The organism is Caulobacter sp. 05T431, assembly GCF_056665975.1.
Map to the genome: position 1 here is coordinate 63,592 of NZ_JBFTKU010000002.1, position 20,441 is coordinate 84,032.

General features: G+C 70.8%; 20 protein-coding genes. 8 read left to right on the forward strand and 12 right to left on the reverse strand.

The features are described from left to right. Positions 1 to 185: 185 nt before the first annotated feature. Positions 186 to 1,244 (reverse strand): LacI family DNA-binding transcriptional regulator, encoded by a 1,059-nt coding sequence (locus tag AC1U89_RS01910; RefSeq protein WP_479897965.1) that lies wholly within the window; start codon positions 1,242 to 1,244, stop codon positions 186 to 188. Between the two features lie 191 nt (positions 1,245 to 1,435). On the opposite strand from AC1U89_RS01910, the gene mobA reads away from it, so the two are divergent. Next, positions 1,436 to 1,990 carry a molybdenum cofactor guanylyltransferase gene (gene mobA, locus AC1U89_RS01915; RefSeq protein ID WP_479897966.1) on the forward strand — a complete coding sequence of 185 codons (555 nt, stop codon included), beginning with the start codon at positions 1,436 to 1,438 and terminating at the stop codon, positions 1,988 to 1,990. Positions 1,991 to 2,083: 93 nt separating this feature from the next. Here the strand turns inward: mobA and AC1U89_RS01920 are convergent, their stop codons facing one another. From AC1U89_RS01920 to AC1U89_RS01940, 5 genes are all read right to left on the reverse strand, one after another. Continuing rightward, positions 2,084 to 3,616: a flavodoxin domain-containing protein gene (locus AC1U89_RS01920; protein ID WP_479897967.1), complete on the reverse strand. Its 1,533-nt coding sequence runs from the start codon at positions 3,614 to 3,616 to the stop codon at positions 2,084 to 2,086. Then, positions 3,613 to 4,605 (reverse strand): FAD:protein FMN transferase, encoded by a 993-nt coding sequence (locus AC1U89_RS01925; RefSeq protein ID WP_479897968.1) that lies wholly within the window; start codon positions 4,603 to 4,605, stop codon positions 3,613 to 3,615. Before AC1U89_RS01925 ends, AC1U89_RS01920 begins: the two co-directional genes overlap by 4 nt. 138 nt (positions 4,606 to 4,743) lie before the next feature. After that, positions 4,744 to 5,670 carry a DUF4198 domain-containing protein gene (locus AC1U89_RS01930; RefSeq protein WP_479897969.1) on the reverse strand — a complete coding sequence of 309 codons (927 nt, stop codon included), beginning with the start codon at positions 5,668 to 5,670 and terminating at the stop codon, positions 4,744 to 4,746. Positions 5,671 to 5,689: 19 nt separating this feature from the next. Beyond that, positions 5,690 to 6,220, reverse strand: a complete 531-nt coding sequence (locus AC1U89_RS01935) for a DUF2271 domain-containing protein (protein ID WP_479897970.1) — start codon at positions 6,218 to 6,220, stop codon at positions 5,690 to 5,692. Positions 6,221 to 6,231: 11 nt separating this feature from the next. Next, positions 6,232 to 6,861, reverse strand: coding sequence for a PepSY-associated TM helix domain-containing protein (locus AC1U89_RS01940; protein ID WP_479897971.1), 630 nt, complete (start codon positions 6,859 to 6,861; stop codon positions 6,232 to 6,234). A gap of 230 nt (positions 6,862 to 7,091) precedes the next feature. On the opposite strand from AC1U89_RS01940, the gene AC1U89_RS01945 reads away from it, so the two are divergent. After that, positions 7,092 to 7,460 carry a response regulator gene (locus AC1U89_RS01945; RefSeq protein WP_479897972.1) on the forward strand — a complete coding sequence of 123 codons (369 nt, stop codon included), beginning with the start codon at positions 7,092 to 7,094 and terminating at the stop codon, positions 7,458 to 7,460. A gap of 13 nt (positions 7,461 to 7,473) precedes the next feature. Here AC1U89_RS01945 and AC1U89_RS01950 read toward each other — a convergent pair whose 3' ends face one another. Beyond that, the gene (locus AC1U89_RS01950; protein WP_479897973.1) at positions 7,474 to 8,412 is read right to left on the reverse strand and encodes an alpha/beta hydrolase; all 939 of its coding nucleotides are present in this window, start codon (positions 8,410 to 8,412) and stop codon (positions 7,474 to 7,476) included. A gap of 274 nt (positions 8,413 to 8,686) precedes the next feature. Here AC1U89_RS01950 and AC1U89_RS01955 point away from each other — a divergent pair, with 274 nt between their 5' ends. Further along, positions 8,687 to 10,621, forward strand: a complete 1,935-nt coding sequence (locus AC1U89_RS01955; protein ID WP_479897974.1) for a M61 family metallopeptidase — start codon at positions 8,687 to 8,689, stop codon at positions 10,619 to 10,621. A 445-nt stretch (positions 10,622 to 11,066) separates the two neighbouring features. Next, a complete protein-coding gene (gene bamJ, locus AC1U89_RS01960; protein ID WP_479897975.1) occupies positions 11,067 to 11,573 on the forward strand; it encodes a BamJ family beta-barrel-assembly machinery protein in 507 nt (168 codons plus the stop codon). Between the two features lie 152 nt (positions 11,574 to 11,725). Here the strand turns inward: bamJ and rutA are convergent, their stop codons facing one another. From rutA to AC1U89_RS01985, 5 genes are all read right to left on the reverse strand, one after another. Next, on the reverse strand, positions 11,726 to 12,790 hold the full coding sequence (rutA, locus tag AC1U89_RS01965; protein WP_479897977.1) for a pyrimidine utilization protein A: 1,065 nt from the start codon (positions 12,788 to 12,790) through the stop codon (positions 11,726 to 11,728). A gap of 3 nt (positions 12,791 to 12,793) precedes the next feature. Further along, entirely contained in the window at positions 12,794 to 13,609 is an 816-nt protein-coding gene (rutD, locus tag AC1U89_RS01970) for a pyrimidine utilization protein D (protein WP_479897978.1), read from the reverse strand. 3 nt (positions 13,610 to 13,612) lie between these two features. Further along, positions 13,613 to 14,002, reverse strand: coding sequence for a pyrimidine utilization protein C (gene rutC, locus AC1U89_RS01975; RefSeq protein WP_165185427.1), 390 nt, complete (start codon positions 14,000 to 14,002; stop codon positions 13,613 to 13,615). Between the two features lie 42 nt (positions 14,003 to 14,044). Beyond that, positions 14,045 to 14,740, reverse strand: coding sequence for a pyrimidine utilization protein B (rutB, locus tag AC1U89_RS01980; protein WP_479897979.1), 696 nt, complete (start codon positions 14,738 to 14,740; stop codon positions 14,045 to 14,047). A gap of 143 nt (positions 14,741 to 14,883) precedes the next feature. Further along, on the reverse strand, positions 14,884 to 16,536 hold the full coding sequence (locus AC1U89_RS01985) for a sensor histidine kinase (RefSeq protein WP_479898349.1): 1,653 nt from the start codon (positions 16,534 to 16,536) through the stop codon (positions 14,884 to 14,886). Positions 16,537 to 16,790: 254 nt separating this feature from the next. On the opposite strand from AC1U89_RS01985, the gene AC1U89_RS01990 reads away from it, so the two are divergent. The 4 genes from AC1U89_RS01990 (at position 16,791) to AC1U89_RS02005 (ending at position 20,420) form a co-directional block, all read left to right on the forward strand. Then, positions 16,791 to 17,090, forward strand: a complete 300-nt coding sequence (locus AC1U89_RS01990) for a hypothetical protein (RefSeq protein ID WP_479897980.1) — start codon at positions 16,791 to 16,793, stop codon at positions 17,088 to 17,090. A 238-nt stretch (positions 17,091 to 17,328) separates the two neighbouring features. Next, entirely contained in the window at positions 17,329 to 17,784 is a 456-nt protein-coding gene (locus tag AC1U89_RS01995; protein WP_479897981.1) for a hypothetical protein, read from the forward strand. Between the two features lie 137 nt (positions 17,785 to 17,921). Further along, on the forward strand, positions 17,922 to 19,526 hold the full coding sequence (locus AC1U89_RS02000) for a fatty acid--CoA ligase (RefSeq protein WP_479897982.1): 1,605 nt from the start codon (positions 17,922 to 17,924) through the stop codon (positions 19,524 to 19,526). Next, on the forward strand, positions 19,527 to 20,420 hold the full coding sequence (locus AC1U89_RS02005) for an oxygenase MpaB family protein (protein ID WP_479897983.1): 894 nt from the start codon (positions 19,527 to 19,529) through the stop codon (positions 20,418 to 20,420). The last annotated feature ends 21 nt before the right edge of the window (positions 20,421 to 20,441 follow it).

Below are 20,441 nucleotides of genomic sequence, written 5' to 3' on the forward strand. Positions count from 1 at the left end.
GGGGGGCTTATCCGCCGCTCTCCCTAAACCTCGTCATCCCGGGCCTTGTGCCCGGGACCCCTCTGTCCGCCGCAGGTGCAGTGGGGGCGGTTCGCTGGCGAACCGCTTGCGTCTCACGGTTCAGCTGAACCAGGGGTCCCGGGCACAAGGCCCGGGATGACGGCGGATATGTAGAAGAAGGGGGGTCACCCCTCCGGCGCCGGACCCGTCGAGTCGCGGACGATCACCGTGTGCGGGTGCATCAGCTGGCGGGGCTCGCCGGCCTTGCCGCGCTTGCGGCGGATCTCTTCCAGCACCAGGTCGACGGCGGCGCGGGCCATGTCGGCGATCGGCTGGCGCACCGTGGTCAGGGGCGGCCAGATGTTGGCGGCGATCGAGGTGTCGTCGAAGCCGACGATCGACAGGTCCTCCGGCACGTCCAGGCCCATGCGGTGGGCGACGCCCGCCGTGGCCGCGGCCATGTCGTCGTTGCCGGCGAAGATGGCGGTGGGGCGGTCGTCCTCGCCCAGCAGCCGCTCGGCGGCCTCCAGGCCCGAGCGGTAGGTGAAGTAGCCCTGCTCGACGCTGACGTTGGAGTCCGGCAGCCCGGCCGCCTTCAGGGCCGCCAGGAAGCCGTCCAGGCGCTGCTGGCTGACCGTCTGGTTGGGGTGGCCCTTGATGACGCCGAAGCGCTTGTGGCCCAGGGCCAGCAGGTGCTCGGCCAGCTCGTAGGCGGCGGCCTCGTTGTCGATGCGGATGGTGGCCATGTCGGGGCTGGGCATGCCCGGGGCCACGGCCACGGCGGCGGCGCCGGCCTTCCTGACCTCGGCCAGCACCGTGGGGCTCTCGCACAGCGGGGCGGGCAGGATCAGGCCGTCGACGCCGGTCTTCAGCAGGCGGGTCAAGGTGGCGCCGGCCAGTTCGGGCTCGGAGCACTTTTCGATCACAACTTGCGCGCCCGTGCGGCTGCTCTCGTCCAGGGCCCCGACCAGGAACTCCGACAGATAGCCGGTCGACGGGTTGTCGTAGAGCAGGCCGATGCGGAACGGGGCCGAGCCGGCCAGGCTGCGGGCGGCGGGATTGGGCGCGTAGTTCAGGTCGCGGATCGCCGCGTCCACCAGGGCCTTGGTCTCGGACTTGACCGTCGTTTCGCGGTTGATGACCCGCGACACCGTCATGGGCGACACCCCGGCCAGGGCGGCCACGTCGCGGATGGTCGCGCTCTGGGTCGTGCGGCGGCGTTGACGCTCGTTGCGGTCGTTCATCGATGGTCCGTCCCTTGATCGCGGCGGACACTAGACCGTTTTGCCCGTGTCTTGGAAGACGAGGCGCAAGTCTTTGATGGAGCACAGGGTCTGACAGCGCGGTCAGGGCGGCGTCGTTTCCTGCTTTCGTCCGGACTCGTTGCGGCAAGAGGGGTGCAGACGGGTAACTTTGTCTGACCTAGATTGACGTCATGACCCCCAGCACGACCCCATCCTCGATCCTATTTGGGGCGATCATCCTGACCGGCGGCGCCTCGCGCCGCATGGGCGCCGACAAGGCGGCCCAGGACTGGGACGGCCGCCGGGCGGTGGACCGCGTGGCGGCCCTGGCGACGGCCGTCGGCGCCGTCCGCGTGCTGACGGCGGGGCGCGATCACGGCCTGGAGCATGTCGACGACCCGTCCCCCGGCGCGGGCCCGGTCGGCGGGGTACTGGCCGGGGCCCGGGCCCTGGCGGCGCACGGCCTGGCGCGGGCCCTGGTCCTGGCGGTGGACGCCCCGACCGTGAGGGTGGACGACCTGGCCCCGCTGCTGGCCGTCGATGGGGCGGGGGCGGTCTATGAGGGGTTGCCCGTGCCGATGGTGGTGACCCTGTCGGCGCTGCCGGCCGACGCCGAGGCCGGCTGGCCTCTGCGGCGGCTGGTCGAGCGGGCTGGGCTGGTTGCGCTGGCTTGTGAAGAGGATGTGCGAGCGCGGCTACGGGGGGCGAACACGCCGGAGGAGCGGGCGGCGCTGACGCGCGGCTGACGAAACGGGGGACACACACTCACCCCACGGCCTTGGATCCTTGGGCAGGGGCTATGCCGTGAGTGTGTGTCCCCACCTTCGCCCACGGCGCCTCTAGTAAACGTCCCGCCGGTACCGCCCTTCGTCCGTCAGGCGCTCCACGGTCTCGGCGCCCAGCACGGCTGTCAGCACGGCGTGCACATCCCCCGACATCCCCTCCAGCGAACCGCAGACATAGATCGCCGCGCCGTCGGCGACCCAGGCGCGCAGGGCGTCGGCGGCCTCCATCAGGCGGTGCTGGACATAGACCTTGCGATCCTGGTCGCGGGAGAAGGCCAGGTCCAGGCGGGCCAGCACGCCGCCGGTCCGCCAGGCCTCGATCTCGCCGCGATGGAAGTAGTCGTGGGCCGCCGTGCGCTCGCCGAACACCAGCCAGTTGCGGTGACGACCCGCCGCCGCCCGGGCCTTGAGATGCGCGCGCAGGCCGGCCAGGCCCGTGCCGTTGCCGATCAGGATCAGCGGACGGTCGTCCACGGGGCCGTGGAACGACCGGTTGGTCCGCACCCGCGCCGCGATCTCGGCCCCTTCGGCGGCGAAGGCGGTCAGCCAGCCCGACCCCAGGCCCGGCTTGCCGTCGGCCCGCTTCATGGCGCGGACCAGCAGATCGACCCCGCCGTCGGCCGGCAGGGAGGCGATCGAATATTCGCGGTGGGGCAGGGGCGGCAGGGCGTCGACCAGGCCCTGGGCCGCCGTGGCTGGCGCCGTGTCGTCGTGCGGCAGGCGGCGCCAGGACAGGACTTCGCCCAGCCGCGTCCCGTCGTCGGCCGTCACCGGCGCGGCGGGGTCCAGCCCCAGCCGAACCAGCAGGGCGGCGACCTCGGCCGGGTCGTTGCGCGGCCCGACCTCCAGGATGTCGCCGGCCTCCCAGGTGACGGCGTCCAGCGGCTCCAGGCGCAGGTGGAAGGCCGCGTCGGCGGGGCTGCCCGGGTTCAGGCGGTGACGCTGCGCCAGGCGCCAGCGGCCGTAGCGGGGGCGGGTCCAGTCGGGGGCGTCGGTGACGCCGGCCAGCACGCCGACGTGGCCCTGCCAGTGGCGCAGGGCGGCCGGATCGCCGTCGTCGACCTCGACCCGGTCGAACAGGGGCGCGGCGCCATGGCGGGCCAGCCAGGCGTCCAGGGTTCGGCCGAAGGCGCAGAAGTGGGCGTAGGTGCTGTCGCCCAGGGCCAGCACGCCGTAGTGCAGGTCGTGCAGCTTCGGCTCGCCGGCCATCACGTCCCGGATGAACCGGCGGGCGGTGTCGGGAGCGTCGCCCTCGCCGGTGGTGCTGACCACGAACAGGGCTCGGCCCGTCCCGGCCAGATCGGCGGCGGTGACCTCGGCCAGGCTCGTCAGCGTCACCCGCGCCCCGGCGTCGCCCAGCAGCTTGGCGGTGGCCAGGGCCAGTTCCTCGGCGAAGCCGGTCTGGCTGGCGTGGACGACCAGCACGCTGGCGCCGGTCCCGGCCGACAGGGCCTGAGCCGCGCGGCGGCTGGCGCGCTGGCGCAGGGCCTCGCGCACGGCGATGGCCAGGCAGAACAGCATGTAGGCGCACAGCACCAGGCCGGCGGTGGTCAGGCGGTCGGACGAGAGGGCTTCGAACGCGGTCATGCGTCGAGCATCGCCGACAGGGCGGGCGACAGGCGCTCCTCCAAGCCCGCCGGCCCGTTCGCCAGGATCATGGCGGCCAGGCCGTGCGCGGTGGCGAAGGCCAGGGCGGCGTCGGGCGCCATCACGGTCAGGGCCGTGGCCCAGGCGTCGGCGCGCATGCAGGACGCGTCCAGCACCGTGACGCTGACCGTGGCGTGATCCACCGGCGCGGCGGTGGCCGGATCCAGGGTGTGGGCGTAGCGGCGGCCATCGTGCTCGAAGAACCGCCGGTAGTCGCCGGACGTGGCCGCCGACAGGCCGTGCAGGGCGACCAGGGTGCGAAGCCCGTCGTTGGCCGTCGGCGGGCGCTCCAGCTCGACCCACCAGGGCTGGCCGTCGGGCTTGGCGCCGGTCCCGCGCAGCTCGCCCCCGACCTCGACCAGGTACGAGCGGGCGCCGGCCCGGTCGAGGGCGGCGGCCACCCGGTCGACCGCGAAGCCCTTGGCGATCCCGTTGAGATCCAGGCGCAGGCCGCCGGGCTGGAACAGGCTGTCGCCGTCCAGCGTCACGTGGCGCCAGCCGGCCGGCGCGTGGGCCTTGGCGATGTCCGAGGCTTCCGGTGGGGCGCCGGAGAAGGGGCGGGGGCCGAAGCCCCACAGGTCGACCAGGGCGCCCAGGGTCGGGTCGAAGGCGCCGTCGGTGCGCTCGGCGGTCTCCAGGGCGCAGCGCAGCACCTCGGCGAAGGCCGGGGGCAGGGCGGTCCAGGTCCCGGCGGCGGCGCGGTTGTAGCGCGACAGGTCCGACAGCGGCTCCCAGGGGCTCATCTCGCGGACTACGAGGTGCAGCTCGCGCTGGGCCATCGCCGTGAGGGCCTCGGCCTTGGCCGTGGGCGGCGCGACCAGCTTGACCGACCAGGTCGTGCCCATCGTCTCGCCGCCGAGCGCCAGCACCGCGCCGCCGATCGGGCGGGCGGGCGGTTCGGTCAGCTGGGGGACGAGGACGCGGGTCATCTCAAGCGATCTCAATCGTTGTCATCCCGGAAGCGCGGAGCGCTGTCCGGGACCCAGGGCAACCGCACCGCCTTCGCCCGGTCCCCTGGGTCCCGGACAGCCTCTACGAGGCTTCCGGGATGACAACGTGTGTTGGTGCTACGGCCGCTGGGCTTCGAGCGTGGCGGTGTAGCTGGCGCTCATGCCGTTGCCGGCCAGGGGCGTGGCGGGGCCCTGCTGGCCGCCGCCGGGGCCGCCCATGCCGGGCATGCCGCCCATGCCGCCCATGCCGCCGCCCGGACCGCCCGGAGGGCCGCCCTCGGGGCGACGGCCGGTCTCGCCGGAGCGCACCACGGCGTTCATCCAGTACATGCCCGCTTCCGGGAAGGTCACCTTGAACGTGCCGTCAGCCCCGGTCTTGACCTTGAAGTCGCCGGGCGCGGCGCGGTAGCGCGCATTGCCGGGGGTGAAGGTCACCTCCAGGTCGGCCGCCGGCTTGCCGTCCAGCAGGAACTTGAAGGTCGCCGCCTCGCCCGACACGATGTCGTTGGGGTGGGTGACGGGGACCAGCTCCAGGCCCTTGCCGGTCGGCGCGAACACCGTGGTGGTCGGCGCGTCGCGGGTGACGAAGGTCTCGTTGCGGTTCGAGCTCTTGATGGTCTTCAGGTCGGTCGCGCCGGCCGGGACCTGCTTGGCGAAGTCCTCGGGCGAGCCGCGGAAGCGCTTGACCTCGCCGTTCTCGGTCCAGCTGGCCATGACCGAGTTGGTGAACGAGCCGATCTTCCAGGTGCCCGGCTTGGATAGCTGGACGTCGAAGGTCGAGCGGTACTTGGCGGTCAGGGCGTTCTGGATCTTGTCGACCGAGCCGTCCGGCGCGGTGACCACCAGGCCGTCCAGGCGCATCGGATTGTGGTCGGGATAAAACAGCTCGTTGGAGACGGCCGCATCGACCTCCACCCAGGCGCTGTCGCCCGACAGCACGGTAGCCGTGGGCAGGATCCAGCCGCGGTGGGCGTTGGCGGCCAGCGGCAGGGCCAGCAGGGCGACGCCGGCGGCGACGGCGAGAAGGCGCTTCTTGAAGGTCATGGCGTTTCTCTCTGTTGGCTTATTTGACGGCGACGGTGACGGCGCCGACTTCGGCCGTCCCCTTGGCGGTGGCGGGCGCGCCCGGCTTGCCCCAGGTGAAGGGGACGCGCACGGCTTCCTGGCCGCCCACCTCGCGGGCGGCCTCGACCACCAGGTTGTACTGGCCGGGCTTGAGGTCCTTCAGCGGGCCCTTGGCGCCGCTGAACACCAGCTTCTGCGGGCCGGGGGCGCGGGTGGCGCCGCTGACCCCGTCGGCGGGGAAGCTCATGGTGCGGCCGGCCTTGCGCCACCACTGGCGCATGTCCTTCAGCCACTTGACCCCTTTGTCCTCCTTGGAGTCGGCGTCGTACCAGACGGCCAGGGTGCCGGCGGCGGTGGCGTCGGCCGGGTTCTCGATCCAGATCGAGACATAGGGCTTGTGGTACTCGGCCACCGTCAGGCGCGGCACCTCGACGGTGACGTTGAGGTCGGCGGCCAGGGCGGGGGCGCCGGCGACAGCCGCTCCGGCGAAGGTTAGCAGGGACATCGAAAGCTTGGGGGAGCGCTTCATGGCGGGACGCCTCACAGGTGGACGAAAAGGATGACGAGCAGCAGCGGGATCACCAGACCCCCGGCCACCAGGGGCCAGGTCAGGGGGCGGGCCCGGGCGTGGAACTGCAGGAGGATCAGGCCGGTGACCGCGAACACCACGCAGGCCCCGGCGAAGACGTCGATGAACCAGCCCCAGGCCTTGCCGGCGTTGCGGCCCTTGTGCAGGTCGTTGAGCAGGCTGATCGCGCCGCGCGTGGTCTTCTCGTGCTCGACGGCGCCCGTGGCGCGGTCGATGCTGATCCAGGCGTCGCCGCCGGGACGGGCCAGGGCGACATAGACCTCTTCCTGCGACCACTCGCCCTCGCGGTGGGCGATGTCGGCGTCGACGGCCTTGTCCAGCCAGGCCTCGACCCGGATCGGCAGCGGGCGCTTGCCCTCGGTCGGACCCTTGGCGAGGTCGGCCAGCAGGTCGGCGGGCAGGGCGGCCTTGCGGTCGACCACCTTGGGCTTGGCCTCGATCTGGCCGGCGTGGTTCAGGGTGAAGCCGGTGACCGCGAACAGCAGCATGCCGATCAGGCTGATCGCGGCGCTGATCCAGTGCCACTGGTGCAGCTGCTTGAGCCAGAACGAGCGGCTTTGCTGGGCGGGTGCGGTCTTCACGAAATCCAGGGGCGGGAGGTCGGCGCGAGGCCTTGGTTGAGCTTCCAGCCCATACTTGAGAACGACTTGCAAAAGCAAGCCTTCACGCGCAACCGCGATCACCCTGACCGGCTTTCCGACCGGATTAAGGATTCCGCGAGAGGCCGCATGCGACGATAGCGCACGGAGACGGGCGCCGTGGGGGCGGCTAAATCTTCTTAATCAGTTGTTAAGCACGTCGGGGGCGAGCGGTGCGCAAGATCCTAGTGGCCGAGGACGACATCCTGCTGGCCACCATCCACGAGATCACGCTCAGCGAGGCGGGGTTCGACGTGCTGGTCTGCCGTGACGGCGCGCAGGCCCTGGAGGCGATGGACGCCTTCGATCCCGACCTGCTGATCACCGACTTCTCGATGCCCCGCATGAACGGCGGCGAGTTGATCAAGGCCACCCGCCGCCGGCGCGGCGCCCGCACGGCCGTCCTGCTGGCCTCGGCCCGCGACGAGCACCTGCTCAAGGACGACGAGCGCGGCGACGCCCGCCTGGAGAAGCCGATCTCGCCGGCGCGCCTGCTGGGCGCGGTGCGGGACCTGGAAGCGCGCTGGGACCGGGCGGCCTAAGGCGCTCCCGCCTTCAGGGCTTGAAGGGCTTGGCGGGGACCGCCGGCCTTGGAAGCAGCCAACCGCCGTCGCTCAACCAGTCGGCCAGCCGGTCGGGCCAGTGCAGGATCGACAGGCTCTCGGAATGGGCGGCGATGTTGAAGCCGTGGTCCATGTCGGCGAACATGTGCAGCTCGGCCGACACGCCGGCCTTGCGAAGCTGCTCATACAGGGTCACGGCCGGCTCGGCGCAGCACGCGTCCAGCGAACCGGCGGTGATGAACGCCGGCGGGGCGCCGGCCGGGGTCTGGGCCGGGACGCCCAGGGGACCGGGATAGACCAGCACCTGGAAATCGGGACGGGCGCTGACCGCGTCGAGCGGATCGGATGAGGTCGGCCCGGTTGTCGTGGAAGGGGGCGGCTCGGGGTTGTCGGCGACCAGCGAAACCAGTTCGCCGCCGGCCGAGAAACCCATCACGCCGATGCGATGCGGGTCCACGCCATACTGCGCGGCGTTCGCCCGGACCCATCGGACCGCACGGCGCAGGTCCGCGGCGGCGTCGCGGTCGATCGCATAGGTCGATCCCGCCTCGCGCGCCAGGCGGTACTTCAGGACGAAGGCGGTGACGCCGTAGCGGTTGAGGGCCTTGGCCGGACCGGCGCCCTCGTTGACGAAGACCAGCATGCGGTGGCCGCCGCCGGGCACGATGATGATCGCGGCGCCGTTGGCGTGGCGCGGGTCGGCGGGGAACACCGTCAGCGACGGACTGTGGACATTGCGCACATAGGTGTTCTCGACGATCTCGGGCTCGCCGGAGCGCTTTTCCGAGCCGGGCGCGCCGCGAGGCCAGAGCGAGACCGTCGCCGGGCCGCCGGCGACCGCCGAGGGTGCGCCTGGCGATGGACCGCCCGCCGCCGGCGCGGACGGAGCGCCGGCCAGGACCGCCATGAGGGCGACAGCGTGGACGAGCATGGAGGGCCTCCCGAACCGCGCCTGCGGCTTGCCTCGGCGTCCAGCCTCCACATTTCAGCAGGCGTTCCAACCACGACCATCGTCGGACGTTCGGCGTCGCCGCAGAACGCGGATCACCCGAAGACACCCTCTGCCCGCCTGATGAGCGCGTTCCAAAAACTCGACCAACCGCCCCATCTCCGCGACGCATGACCTCGACAAGCGGCGCTTTAGAGGAGAAGTATGCCGCCTTTCGTCGCGGGAGGATGCCCGCGCGTCGCATTGGGGTCGTTTCTTGAAAACGCTGTTCTTTACCGCCTCCGCCCTCGCCTTTTCCCTGACCTTCGGCGCCGCCTCGGCCCAGGAGCGCGTGCCGGTCCAGGCGCCGCCGACCCCGCCGATCGCCGCGGCCCAGGACGTGGCCTATCCGGGCGTGCTGAAGCTGTCGGTCGACGCCACCGACCTGGACCGCAAGATCTTCCAGGTCCGCGAGACCATCCCGGTCGCCAAGTCCGGCCCGATGACCATCCTCTATCCCCAGTGGGTTCCCGGCGGCCACTCGCCCCGCAACGACCTGGACAAGATGGCCGGCCTGGTGATCACCGCGAACGGCAAGACCCTGCCGTGGACCCGCGACCCGGTCGCCGTCCACGCCTTCCACTTCGACGTGCCGGACGGCGCGACCGAGATCCAGGTCAGCTTCCAGTTCCTCACCCCGGTGAAGGCCGACGTGGGCCGCATCCTGGTGACCGACGACATGCTGAACGTGCAGTGGCTGCAGCTGGGCTTCTACCCGGCCGGCTACTACACCCGCCGCATCCAGGTCGAGCCGACCGTGAAGCTGCCGGAAGGCTGGGGCTTCGGCACCGCCCTGGAGAAGGCCTCGACCAGCGGCCAGTCGACCACCTTCAAGACCACCACCTTCGAGACCCTGGTGGACTCGCCGATGTTCGCCGGCCGCTACTACAAGCAGGTCGACCTGGATCCCGGCGCGGCCGTGCCGGTGCGCCTGAACATCGTGGCCGACAAGCCCGAGCTGCTCGAGATCAAGCCGGAAGCCCTGCAGATCCACCGCAACCTGGTGCAGCAGGCCTACAAGCTGTACGGCGCGCACCACTACGACCACTACGACTTCCTGCTGGCCCTGACCGACAAGATGGGCGGCATCGGCCTGGAGCATCACCGCTCCAGCGAGAACGGCGTGGTTCCGAAGTACTTCACCGACTGGGACAAGACCTTCGTCGGCCGCGACCTGCTGGCCCACGAATACACCCACTCGTGGAACGGCAAGTTCCGCCGCGCCGCCGACCTCTACACCCCCACGCTGAACGAGCCGATGCGCGACAGCCTGATGTGGGTCTACGAGGGCCAGACCCAGTACTGGGGCAACGTCCTGGCCTCGCGCTCGGGCCTGCAGACCAAGCAGCAGGGCCTGGAGTCGCTGGCCATGACCGCCGCGCTCTACGACACCCGCGCCGGCCGCAACTGGCGCAACGTGCTGGACACCACCAACGACCCGATCATCGCCAACCGCAAGCCGGCCTCGTGGACCAGCTGGCAGCGCAGCGAGGACTACTATTCGGAAGGCCAGCTGGTCTGGCTGGACGCCGACACCCTGATCCGCGAGAAGACCGGCGGCAAGAAGTCGCTGGACGACTTCGCCAAGGCCTTCTTCGGCGTCGAGAACGGCTCGTACGTGGTGCTGACCTACGACTTCGACACCGTGGTCCAGACCCTGAACGGCGTCGTGCCGTACGACTGGGCGACCTTCCTGAAGACCCGCATCGAGGGCCTGTCCGAGCACGCCCCGCTGGATGGCCTGACCCGCGGCGGCTACAAGCTGGTCTATACCGACACCCCGACCGAGTTCTTCAAGGCGGCCGAGACCAAGGGCAAGATCGTCAACCTCAGCTACTCGCTGGGGATCACGGTCGGGGCCGGCGGCGTGCTGTCGGCGGTCAACTGGGACACCCCGGCCTTCAAGGCGGGCCTGACGGCCGGCGAGACCCTCGTGGCGGTCAACGGCACGGCCTACAGCGACGACCTGATCAAGGACGCGGTCAAGGCCACGGCCAAGACCGACGCCCCGCTGGTCGAGCTGCTGGTCAAGGACGGCGAGCGCTACCGGACGGTTAAGGTCGACTACCACGGCGGTCTGAAGTACCCGCGCCTGGAACGCATCGAAGGCACGCCGGCGCGGTTGGACGACATCTACGCGCCGAAGAAGTAGGGCGCGCGTAGGCGCTGAGACGGAAAGGGTCGCCGGTGGAAACGCCGGCGGCCTTTTTCGTGACGCGCTGGAAACCCCTCTCTCTTAGAGAGAGGGAGGGGCCCATGGCGTAGCCATGGGAGGGTGAGTGGTTACACTCTCTCCGGATGAAACGCGGCGGTTCGATTGGTTTCGGGGCTGTCCGTGACGGCGGCCTTCGTGCACCCGCTTGGCGCTAAAGGGGCGCGGCTGAACAGCTCCGGGTTTGCCGGTTGGCGGTGAAACCACTCACCCTCCCACCGCTTCGCGGCGGGCCCCTCCCTCTCTCAAAGAGAGAGGGGTTCCGAGGGCGCGCCCCACCCTCAGTTGACGCACGACATGTCCATTGCGGCGTCCAGCGGCCTTGATGCCGCCATGGGTTCCGTGAAAGACAGCCCAAGCTTCCGCTTCAGATGGACTGTCCTAGATGAACCGCACCGCCGCCCTGGTCCTGGGCCTCTGCCTGCTTTCGAGCCCCGCCCTGGCCCAGGAGGCTTCGGCCCCGCCGCAGCTGTCGGCCGCCGTCGACACCACCAAGACCCTGGCCGAGGGCCAGGCGTTCCTGGCCAGGAACGCCAAGGCGCCGGGCGTGGTCACCACGGCCTCGGGCCTGCAGTACAAGGTCACGACCTCGGGTCCCAAGACCGGCAAGTCGCCGAAGCTGGGCGACATCATCAAGGTGCACTACGAGGGCAAGCTGCTGGACGGCACGGTGTTCGACAGTTCGTTCCAGCGCGGCCAGGCGGCGATCATGCCGGCCGAGGGCCTGATCCCGGGCTGGCTGGAGGCCCTGCCGCTGATGCATGTCGGCGACGAATGGACCCTGTGGATCCCGGCCAGCCTGGCCTACGGCGACCGCGCGACGGGCCCGATCCCGGCCAACAGCGTGCTGGTGTTCCGCCTGCAGCTGATCGACATGCTGGCGGTGGACTGATCTGGAGGTCTGGCGGGGGCGAACACTTGCCCCCTACGGACCGCTTCGCGGTCGTCTTCCCCCAGAGGGGGAAGAGGTCGCGCGCCTAGCCTCCGCCCCCTATGGGGGCGGACAGGCGGCGAAGCCGCCAGGTGGGGGCAAGTGGGTGAGCCTCAGACCCCCGCCCGCGACACCATCAGCGGCTGGATCTTCGTCCCGAAGTCCTCGACCCCCTTCACGAAGTCGTCGAACACCAGCAGCACCCCGGCCGTGCCCTCGACGGCCGCGACCTCGTCCAGCATCCGCGCGACGCTCTCATAGCTGCCCACCAGCGTGCCCATGTTCAGGTTCACCGCCGATTCCGGCGCGGCCAGCTGGGCGGTGTTGGTGGTCGAGCCCGCCGCGGCGTTCGGGGCGGCCTGGTTGGTCAGCCAGGCCAGGGCCTCCTGGTCGGCGCCGGCGCGATAGGCCTGCCACTTGGCCATGGCCGCCTCGTCGGTCTCGTCGGCGATGATCATGAACAGGATGTACGAGGCCACGTCGCGGCCGGTCTTGTCGGCGGCGGCCTTCAGGCGGTCATTGACCCCGCCAAACGCCGTGGGGGTGTTGGTGCCCTTGCCCAGGGCAAAGCTGTAGTCGGCGTACTGGGCGGTGAAGGCCAGGCCCTCGTTGGACGAGCCGGCGCAGATCAGCTTGGTGTCCTCGGGGTGAGGGCTGACCCGGCAGTCGGTCATCTCGAAATACTTGCCCTTGAAGTTGCTGACGCCCGTATCGAGCAGCTCGCGCAGCACGGTCGCGTATTCGGCCAGGTAGTTGTAGCGGTCGGTGTAGTGCTGCTCGCCCGGCCACAGGCCCATCTGGTCGTATTCGGCCTTTTGCCAACCGGTGACCAGGTTGATGCCGAAGCGGCCCGGGGCGATCGAGTCGATGGTCGAGGCCATGCGCGCCACGATGGCCGGCGGGATGGTCAGGGTGGCGGCGGTGGCGAAGATCTTGATCTTCTCGGTCACGGCCGCCAGGCCGGCCATCAGGGTGAAGCTCTCGAGGTTGTGCTCCCAGAACTGGGTCTTGCCGCCGAAGCCGCGCAGCTTGATCATCGAGAGCGCGAAGTCGAAGCCGTACTTCTCGGCCTTCTGCACGATCTCCTTGTTCAGGGCGAACGACGGCATGTACTGCGGAGCCGCCTCGGAGATCAGCCAGCCGTTGTTGCCGATCGGGATGAAGACGCCGATTTCCATGGATTACTCCCCCTCTTGAAGGTCGCTGCCGAGGAAGCTCAGCAGGCGTGAATTGAAGGCCTCGGGCGCGGTGACCGTGAAGCCGTGGCCGCCCCAGGGGGCGATGTCGAGCACGGCGGCGGGCAGGCGCTCGGCCAGGCGGCGCGAGCAGGCCAGGGGCACCAGCATGTCGTCGGCGCTGGCGCTGACCAGCACCGGGCAGGTGATGCGCTCCAGGTCCGCGTCGATGTCGAAATCCAGCAGGGCCTGGATGCGGGCCCGCATGACGTCCGGGTCCGGGAAGCCGTGGATGTGGTGCACCTCCTCGGCCTCGAGGCGGGCGTTGTTGGCGGAGAGCCAGTCGGCCGGATACAGGAACAGCGGCTGGGCGTGGACATAGGCGGCGATGCCGGTGTTGTTCAGCAGGGCCAGGCGGGTGTCGAAACAGCGCTTGATGTGCGGGTCGGGCCGCGACCAGCCGTTGACCACCACCAGCCGGTCGATGCGGCCCGGATGGTCCAGCGCCAGGGCCAGGCCGGCGTTGCCGCCCGCCGCGTGGCCGACCACGTGGGCGCGGTCCAGGCCCAGGGCGTCCATGACCTTGACGATGTCGTCGCCCATCACCGCCACGCTGTGCGGGTCGGTCAGGGCGCGCACGCTGCGGCCCGTGCCGCGGTGGTCGTAGAGCACGACGCGGAACCGGCTCAGCAGGGCGTCCATCTGCGGGGCCCAGAAGGCGCCCGAGCCGCCCAGGCCCGCCGACAGGATCACCGTCGCGCGATCGGCGGCCGGGTCCCCATGGACCTCGTAGTACAGCCCGTCGACGGTCCCGCTGCGCATCGCCTACTTCTTGCCGATATGCGCGACCGAGGCGATCTCGACCACGAAGCCGGGCTTCACCAGGCCGCACTGGATGCAGTAGCGGGCCGGCTTGTCGCCGGGGAAGTACTCGGCATAGACCTTGTTGATGGTCTGGTAGTTGGACCAATCGGTCAGGAAGATGTGGTTCATGGTCACGTCGTCCATCGTGCCGCCGGCGGTCTCGATGACCGACTTGATGGTCTCCAGCACCTGGCGGGTCTGGGCCTCGGCGTCATCCGGGAAGGCGACGTTGTTGTCCTTGTCGAAGGCCAGGGTGCCCGAGACGTAGACGATCCCGTCGGCCAGGGTCCCCGGCGAGAACGGCGCGATCGGCGTGCCCGTGCCGGGCGGGATGATGACGGTCTTGGGCATTCTATCTTCCCCTTCCAATTCCAAGTGGTCTGCGTCGCGCGCCTAGGCTTCCCGCTGCCCGACCGCGCCCTTGAAGTCGGCCGTGGTCGAGACCCAGCCGAAGAACTTCTCGATGTTGTAGAGGGCGGCCTGCTGCACGAACTCGGGACCCGCCTGGTGGGTGGCGTCCTCCAGCACGGTGCCGAAATATTCCAGGAAGAAGCCGTCGCGCAGGGTCGACTCCACGCAGACGTTGGTGGCGATGCCGACGAACACCAGGTGGCGCACGCCGCGCGAGCGCAGCACGCTGTCCAGCTGGCTGTTGAAGAAGCCGCTGTAGCGGGTCTTGTGCAGCACGATGTCGCCGGGGACGGGCTTGAGGTCGTCGACCAGCTCGTAGTCCCAGCCGCCCTTGGCCAGCAGCTTGCCCTGCAGCTCGGGCCGGGCGCGCATGGTCTTCAGGGCGTTGGACTTGTGCCAGTTGGGCGAGCCGGGGCCGCCGGCCTCGACATAGTCGGGGTCCCAGCCGTTCTGGAAGTAGATCACCGGCATGCCCGCGCCCCGGGCCACGTCCAGCACGCCCTTGATCTTGTCGATCACCGCCGCCGCGCCGCTGATATCGAAGCCGGCCAGGTCCAGATAGCCGCCGGGCGAGGCGTAGGCGTTCTGCATGTCGATGACGATCACGGCGGTCTTGTCGACGGGCAGGGCGATCGGCTCGGGCCGGGCGGGCAGCATCAGGGTGTCGGGTGTCGTCATAAGCTCGATCTCTCGCTGGGCCGGCCCAGGGGGTGAGCGACGCAGGTAAGACCATCGTGGAGCGGCGCGCAATCGACCAGTGATCGCCGAACGGCGCCTGGGCGCGTTTTGCCCGGATCCTGTGCTAATTCAGAAACGACTTACTAATTTCCAACCGCCGGAGCGCCCGCCGGATGCTCGGCCTCCTCCTTGCCCGTACGAGGTAGGGACAGGGTCAGGACGCAGACCAGGCCGCTGGGGCGGTAGTCGAGGCGGGCCTCGCCGGCCAGGTCGGATTTCAGGCTGGCGGCGATCAGGCGCGAGCCGAAGCCCTGGCGGGCGGGCGGCGACACCGGCGGGCCGCCGCGCTCCTCCCAGTGCAGGGTCAGGCGGTGCTGGGCGCCGGGATCCACGTGCCAGACCACCGTCACCGAGCCCTCGGGAACCGACAGGGCGCCGTACTTGACCGCGTTGGTGCCCAGCTCGTGGAACACCATCGACAGGGCGAGGGCCGCGTTGGGCGTCAGGGCCACGGTCGGGCCGGCCAGGACGGTGCGGTCCAGATACGGCTCGAGGGTCTCCTCCAGGATCTCCTTGAGGTCGGCGCCTTCCCAGACGCTCTGGGTCAGCAGGTCGTGGGCCCGGGCCAGGGCCATGATCCGTTCGTTGAAGGCGTGCAGGCCGGGCGTGTCGGCGGGGCGGCCCAGGCTCTGGCGGGCCAGGGACTGCACCGTGAACAGGGTGTTCTTCACCCGGTGGTTCAGCTCGTTGATCATCAGCTGCTGGCGCTGGTGGGCGCGCTGTTCCTCGTCCTCGCGGGCCCGCAGCTGGTCGGCGGCGTCGTGCAGGGCCGCGCGCACCTCGGCGATCTCGACATAGCGGCCGGGGACCAGGGCGATCGGCTCGCCCGCCGCCATGGCCTTGGCGTCGGCGCCCAGGCCGCGCACCGCGGCCGAGATGTCGCGCGCCACCACCACGGCCACGGCCACGCCGATGACCAGCAGCAGCACGCTGGCGGCGGTCAGCCAGCCCACCGACGACCAGTTGGCCCGGCTCAGCTCGCGGCGCGGCACGCCGACGATGAACGACCAGCCGCTGGTCGCCGACCGGCTGAAGGCCGACAGGGTGGGGGTGCCGTCCAGGGTGTGGCTCAGCGTCACCCCCTCGGGGCCGCGCGCCATCGCCTTGCGCATGTCCTGGCTGGCCGTGCGGCCCAGGAAGCGATCGGCGTCCCGCGAGCGCGACACCAGCATGGCGTTGCCGTCGACGATGCTGGCCGTCCAGCTGGGCGGGATGTTCTGGCTGGCGAAGATCGACGAGAACGCCGCCGGCCGCTGCTGGTAGGCCAGGTCGTAGAGCCGGCCGTTCACGATCACCGGCATGTCGATCGACACGAAGGGCTCGAACTGGCCGGGGCGCTTGGGCCGCACCAGGTTCGACACCGTCGTGCGGCCGGCGCGGATGGTCTGCCAGCGGTAGTCGGGCAGGGCGTAGGACGGCGGCGGCTGGCCGGGCGGCAGGCGAGTGTTGACCAACTGGCGCTGGTTGTCCAGCAGCACGACCCAGCCCTCGCCGCCCTGCACGGCGGCCCGGGCCTGCCGCTCGAAGGCGGGGATGTCGCCGGCGATCAGGTCGGGCGAGACCGCCAGGGTCTGCAGGATGCTCTGGCCCTGGCCGATCTGGCGGTCGGTGGCCAGCACCAGGGCGCGGGTGGTGGCGATCAGTTGCCGCTCGTAGCGAGCCCGGCTCTCGCCGAACTCGGCGCGGGCCAGCAGGGCCATGAACAGGGTGGCGGGCACCACCAGGCTCAGGGCCATGAGCAGCAGGCGCCGGCGCACGGTGCCGGCGGCGGGCGGAGGCGGGGTCGTGGCGGGGTCGGGGGCGACCGGGTCTTGCAAGGGCGGGGGCTCATCCTTGGGGGACGCGCTCAAGTGAAGGCGACCGCCGCGCCGGGTCAAGCGCTTAAGGCGAACCGGGCGGCCGTTGACGCCACCGGCAACCTTAAGGCGGGCTTGGGGTTCTTTTCTCCGCCCACGGCAAAGATGTCGGGGTTCATGGGAGACTTCACAGCATGCGTATCGTGACCATCGCGGCCGTCGCCGCCCTCGCCCTCGGCGCCGCCGCCTGCCAGCCCAAGGCTGAAAAGGCCGCCGACGCCGCCGCCGACGCCAACGCCGCCGCCGCCTCCAGCCAGCAGGCCGCCGACGCCGCCGCCCAGGCCGCCAACGCCAGCACCACCGCCGCCCAGAGCGGCGACACGGCCACCGCCAAGGCCGCCGGCGACACCGCCGCCGCCGCGGGCGACCAGGCCGAGAAGGCCGGCGACCAGGCCAAGGACGCCGGCCACGACGCCAAGGACGCGGCGCACTAGTCAGCGCTTCAGATAAGGTGCGTTCGATCCTTAGTCGAACGCCCCTTATCCATCCGTCATTCCCGCCCTTGTGGCGGGAACCCCTCCGTCCGCCGCAAGAGCGGATGAGTGGCGCGCCCGCGCGCCAGGCGCCTTCACGCGCCAGCTGAACCAGGGGTTCCCGCCACAAGGGCGGGAATGACGAGGGATATATCGAGGGACTGATCGAACAAGCGTGCGGGGCGCGCGTTCCCCCTCCATGCCCAAAACCCGCACGACCCGCCGCAAGGCCACCCCCGCCGCCGCCTTCGCCCTGGCCACGACCGGCGCCGAGCTGGCCCTGGCCTCGCTGCGCGTCGTCAACGCCCGCACGCCGATGATCGCCCGGGCGATCAGCGACCCGATGCGCGGCAACTACGCCGAGCTGACGCGGATGGTCTCGGAGAAGCCCGTGGCCTTCGCCCAGGGCGCCCACGCCGCCGGACCGGCCTGGCTGGCCATGGCGGCGGAGTCCAACCGCTATCTTTCCCGATCCTGGGCTCAGGCCTGGAAGACCCCAAGCTGGGGGCTGGCGCCGAGCCTGAACACCTCGCTGGACGCCATGGCGTTCTGGGGGCGGATGATGTCGCTGGGCATGGCCTGGCAGTCGGCGATGCTGGCCCCGCTGCACGCCGCCGCGACCGCCAACGCCCGTCGGCTGGACGCCAAGGCCTGAGGCCGGCGCGCACGCCCGACGCGAGGGAAGGCGCGTTTTTTCCTAGCCGAGCCCCGGAAATGTCCGCCATCCTCACCATGTTGGGACCGAAGGCGGCGCCCAGACCGCCTGGACCCCGCGCGAGGAGAGACGCCTGCATGTCCGGAGCCGCCCCCCGAGCCGCCGTCGATTTCGACCGCATGACCACCCTCGGCGACGTCGCCCGCTATCACCGCGAGGTGCGTCCCGACGCCACCGCCCTGCAGTTCGAGGGGCGCGCGACCACCTTCGCCGACTTCGACCGCCACACCGACCGCGTGGCCGCCGCCCTGTTGGCCGAGGGCCTGAACAAGGGCGACCGCATCGCCTATGTCGGCAAGAACAGCGACCACTATTTCGAACTGCTGTTCGGGGCGGCCAAGGCCGGGGTGGTGCTGGCCCCAATCGGCTGGCGCCTGGCCCCGCGCGAGATCGCCTACATCCTGGGCGACGCCGAGGCCCGCATGGTGTTCGTCGGTCCCGAGCTTCTGGCCCATGTCCGCGACGTGGCCGTGCTGATGCTGGACCAGCCGGTGGTCATCGCCATGGAGGCCAACGAGTACGGCCACCCCACCTTCGAGGCCTGGCGCGACGCCTGCCCGGAGGGCTCCCTTCCCGCGCCGGTGACCCCGGCCGACGTCGCCGTCCAGCTCTACACCTCGGGCACCACCGGCCGGCCCAAGGGGGCGATGCTGACCCACGCCAACATCCTGGCCACCCGCCGGCTGGCGGCCGAGGCCGACATGGACTGGAACCGCTGGGGTCCCGAGGACGTCAGCCTGGTGGCCATGCCCGTGGCCCACATCGGCGGCACCGGCTGGGGCGTGGTGGGGCTGGTCAACGGCGCCAAGGGCGTGGTGGCCCGCGAGTTCGACCCGACCAAGGTGCTGGACTTCATCGAGAAGGACCGGGTCTCCAAGATGTTCATGGTGCCGGCCGCCCTGCAGATCGTGGTGCGCCTGCCGCGCGCCCGCCAGGTCGACTACAGCCGCCTGACCCACATCCTGTACGGCGCCGCGCCCATCCCGCTGGACCTGCTGCGCGAGTGCCTCGAGGTGTTCGGCTGCGGCTTCGTCCAGCAGTACGGCATGACCGAGACGACCGGCACGATCGTCTATCTGCCGCCGCAGGACCACGACCCGGCCGGCAACGCCCGCATGCGCTCGGCCGGCCTGCCCATGCCCGGCGCCGAGCTGAAGATCATCGGCGACGACGGCCGCACCCTGGGTCCGAACGAGGTCGGCGAGGTGGCCGTGCGCTCGCCCGCCAACATGGCCGGCTACTGGAAGATGCCCGAGGCGACGGCCGACACTATCGATTCCGATAGCTGGTTGCGCACCGGCGACGCGGGCTACATCGACGAGGACGGCTACCTGTTCATCCACGACCGCGTGAAGGACATGATCATCTCCGGCGGCGAGAACATCTATCCGGCCGAGGTCGAGAGCGCGGTCTACGGCCATCCGCACGTGGCCGAGGTGGCGGTGATCGGCGTGCCCGACGACACCTGGGGCGAGGCGGTCAAGGCGGTGGTCGCCCTCAAGCCCGGCGCGCCGGAAGACCCCGCCGACATCATCGCCTTCGCCAAGACCCGGATCGCCGGCTTCAAGGCGCCCAAGACCATCGACTTCATCGAGGCCCTGCCGCGCAACGCCTCGGGCAAGATCCTGCGGCGCGAGCTGCGCGACCCGTACTGGGCGGGCAAGACGAGACAGGTGAACTGAATGGCGGACGGTGGAAGTCGAACGGCGGGGCTGGTCCAGGGGCTGTATCAGCCCGAAGGCGCGCCGCGCGTCGACTTCCGCAGCCCTCCCGGCGAGCCGGCCCTGGCCGCGCCGGACTCGGTGTCGTGGCGGGTGTTCAAGAACCCGGTCTCGCTGTTCGTCGGCGGGGTGACGGCGGTGATCCTGGAGCTGGCCGAGCCGCGGGTGCGCTCGGGCGTCTGGGAGCATTCCAGCTTCCGCAAGGCGCCGCTGCCGCGCCTGAAGCGAACGGGCCTGGCGGCCATGGTCACGGTCTATGGAGCGCGCTCGGTCGCCGAGAAGATGATCGCCGGCGTGCGCCGCATGCACGACCGGGTCACCGGCGACACACCGGCCGGGGCGGCCTACCGGGCCAACGATGTCGAGCTGCTGGACTGGGTGCAGGCCACGGCCAGCTTCGGCTTCATGGAGGCCTATCACGCCTATGCCCGCCCGCTGAGCGCGGCGGACCGCGACCGCTTCTACGCCGAGGCCGCCCCGGCGGCGGCCCTCTACGGCGCGGTCGGGGCGCCGGCCTCGGTGGCGCAATGGGAGGCCCAGCTGGCGGCGATGCTGCCCAAGCTGGAGCGCCACGCGATCGTCTTCGAGTTCCTGGACCTGATGCGCCGGACGGCGATCCTGCCCGGGCCGCTGGGCGGTCTGCAGGGGGCGCTGATCCGGGCGGCGGTGGCGATCACGCCGGGCGCCGTACGTGAGGTCGTGGGGCTGGGGTCTGAGTGGGACCTGGGGCCGGTCGAGCGGCGGCTGGTCAAGCTGGCCGGGGCGGCGGCCGACCGGATCCCTGTGAAGGGCACGCCGGCGGTGGAGGCGTGTCAGCGGATGGGGCTGGCGGGGGACTATCTGTACCGCCGGTGAGGCGAACACTTGCCCCCTACG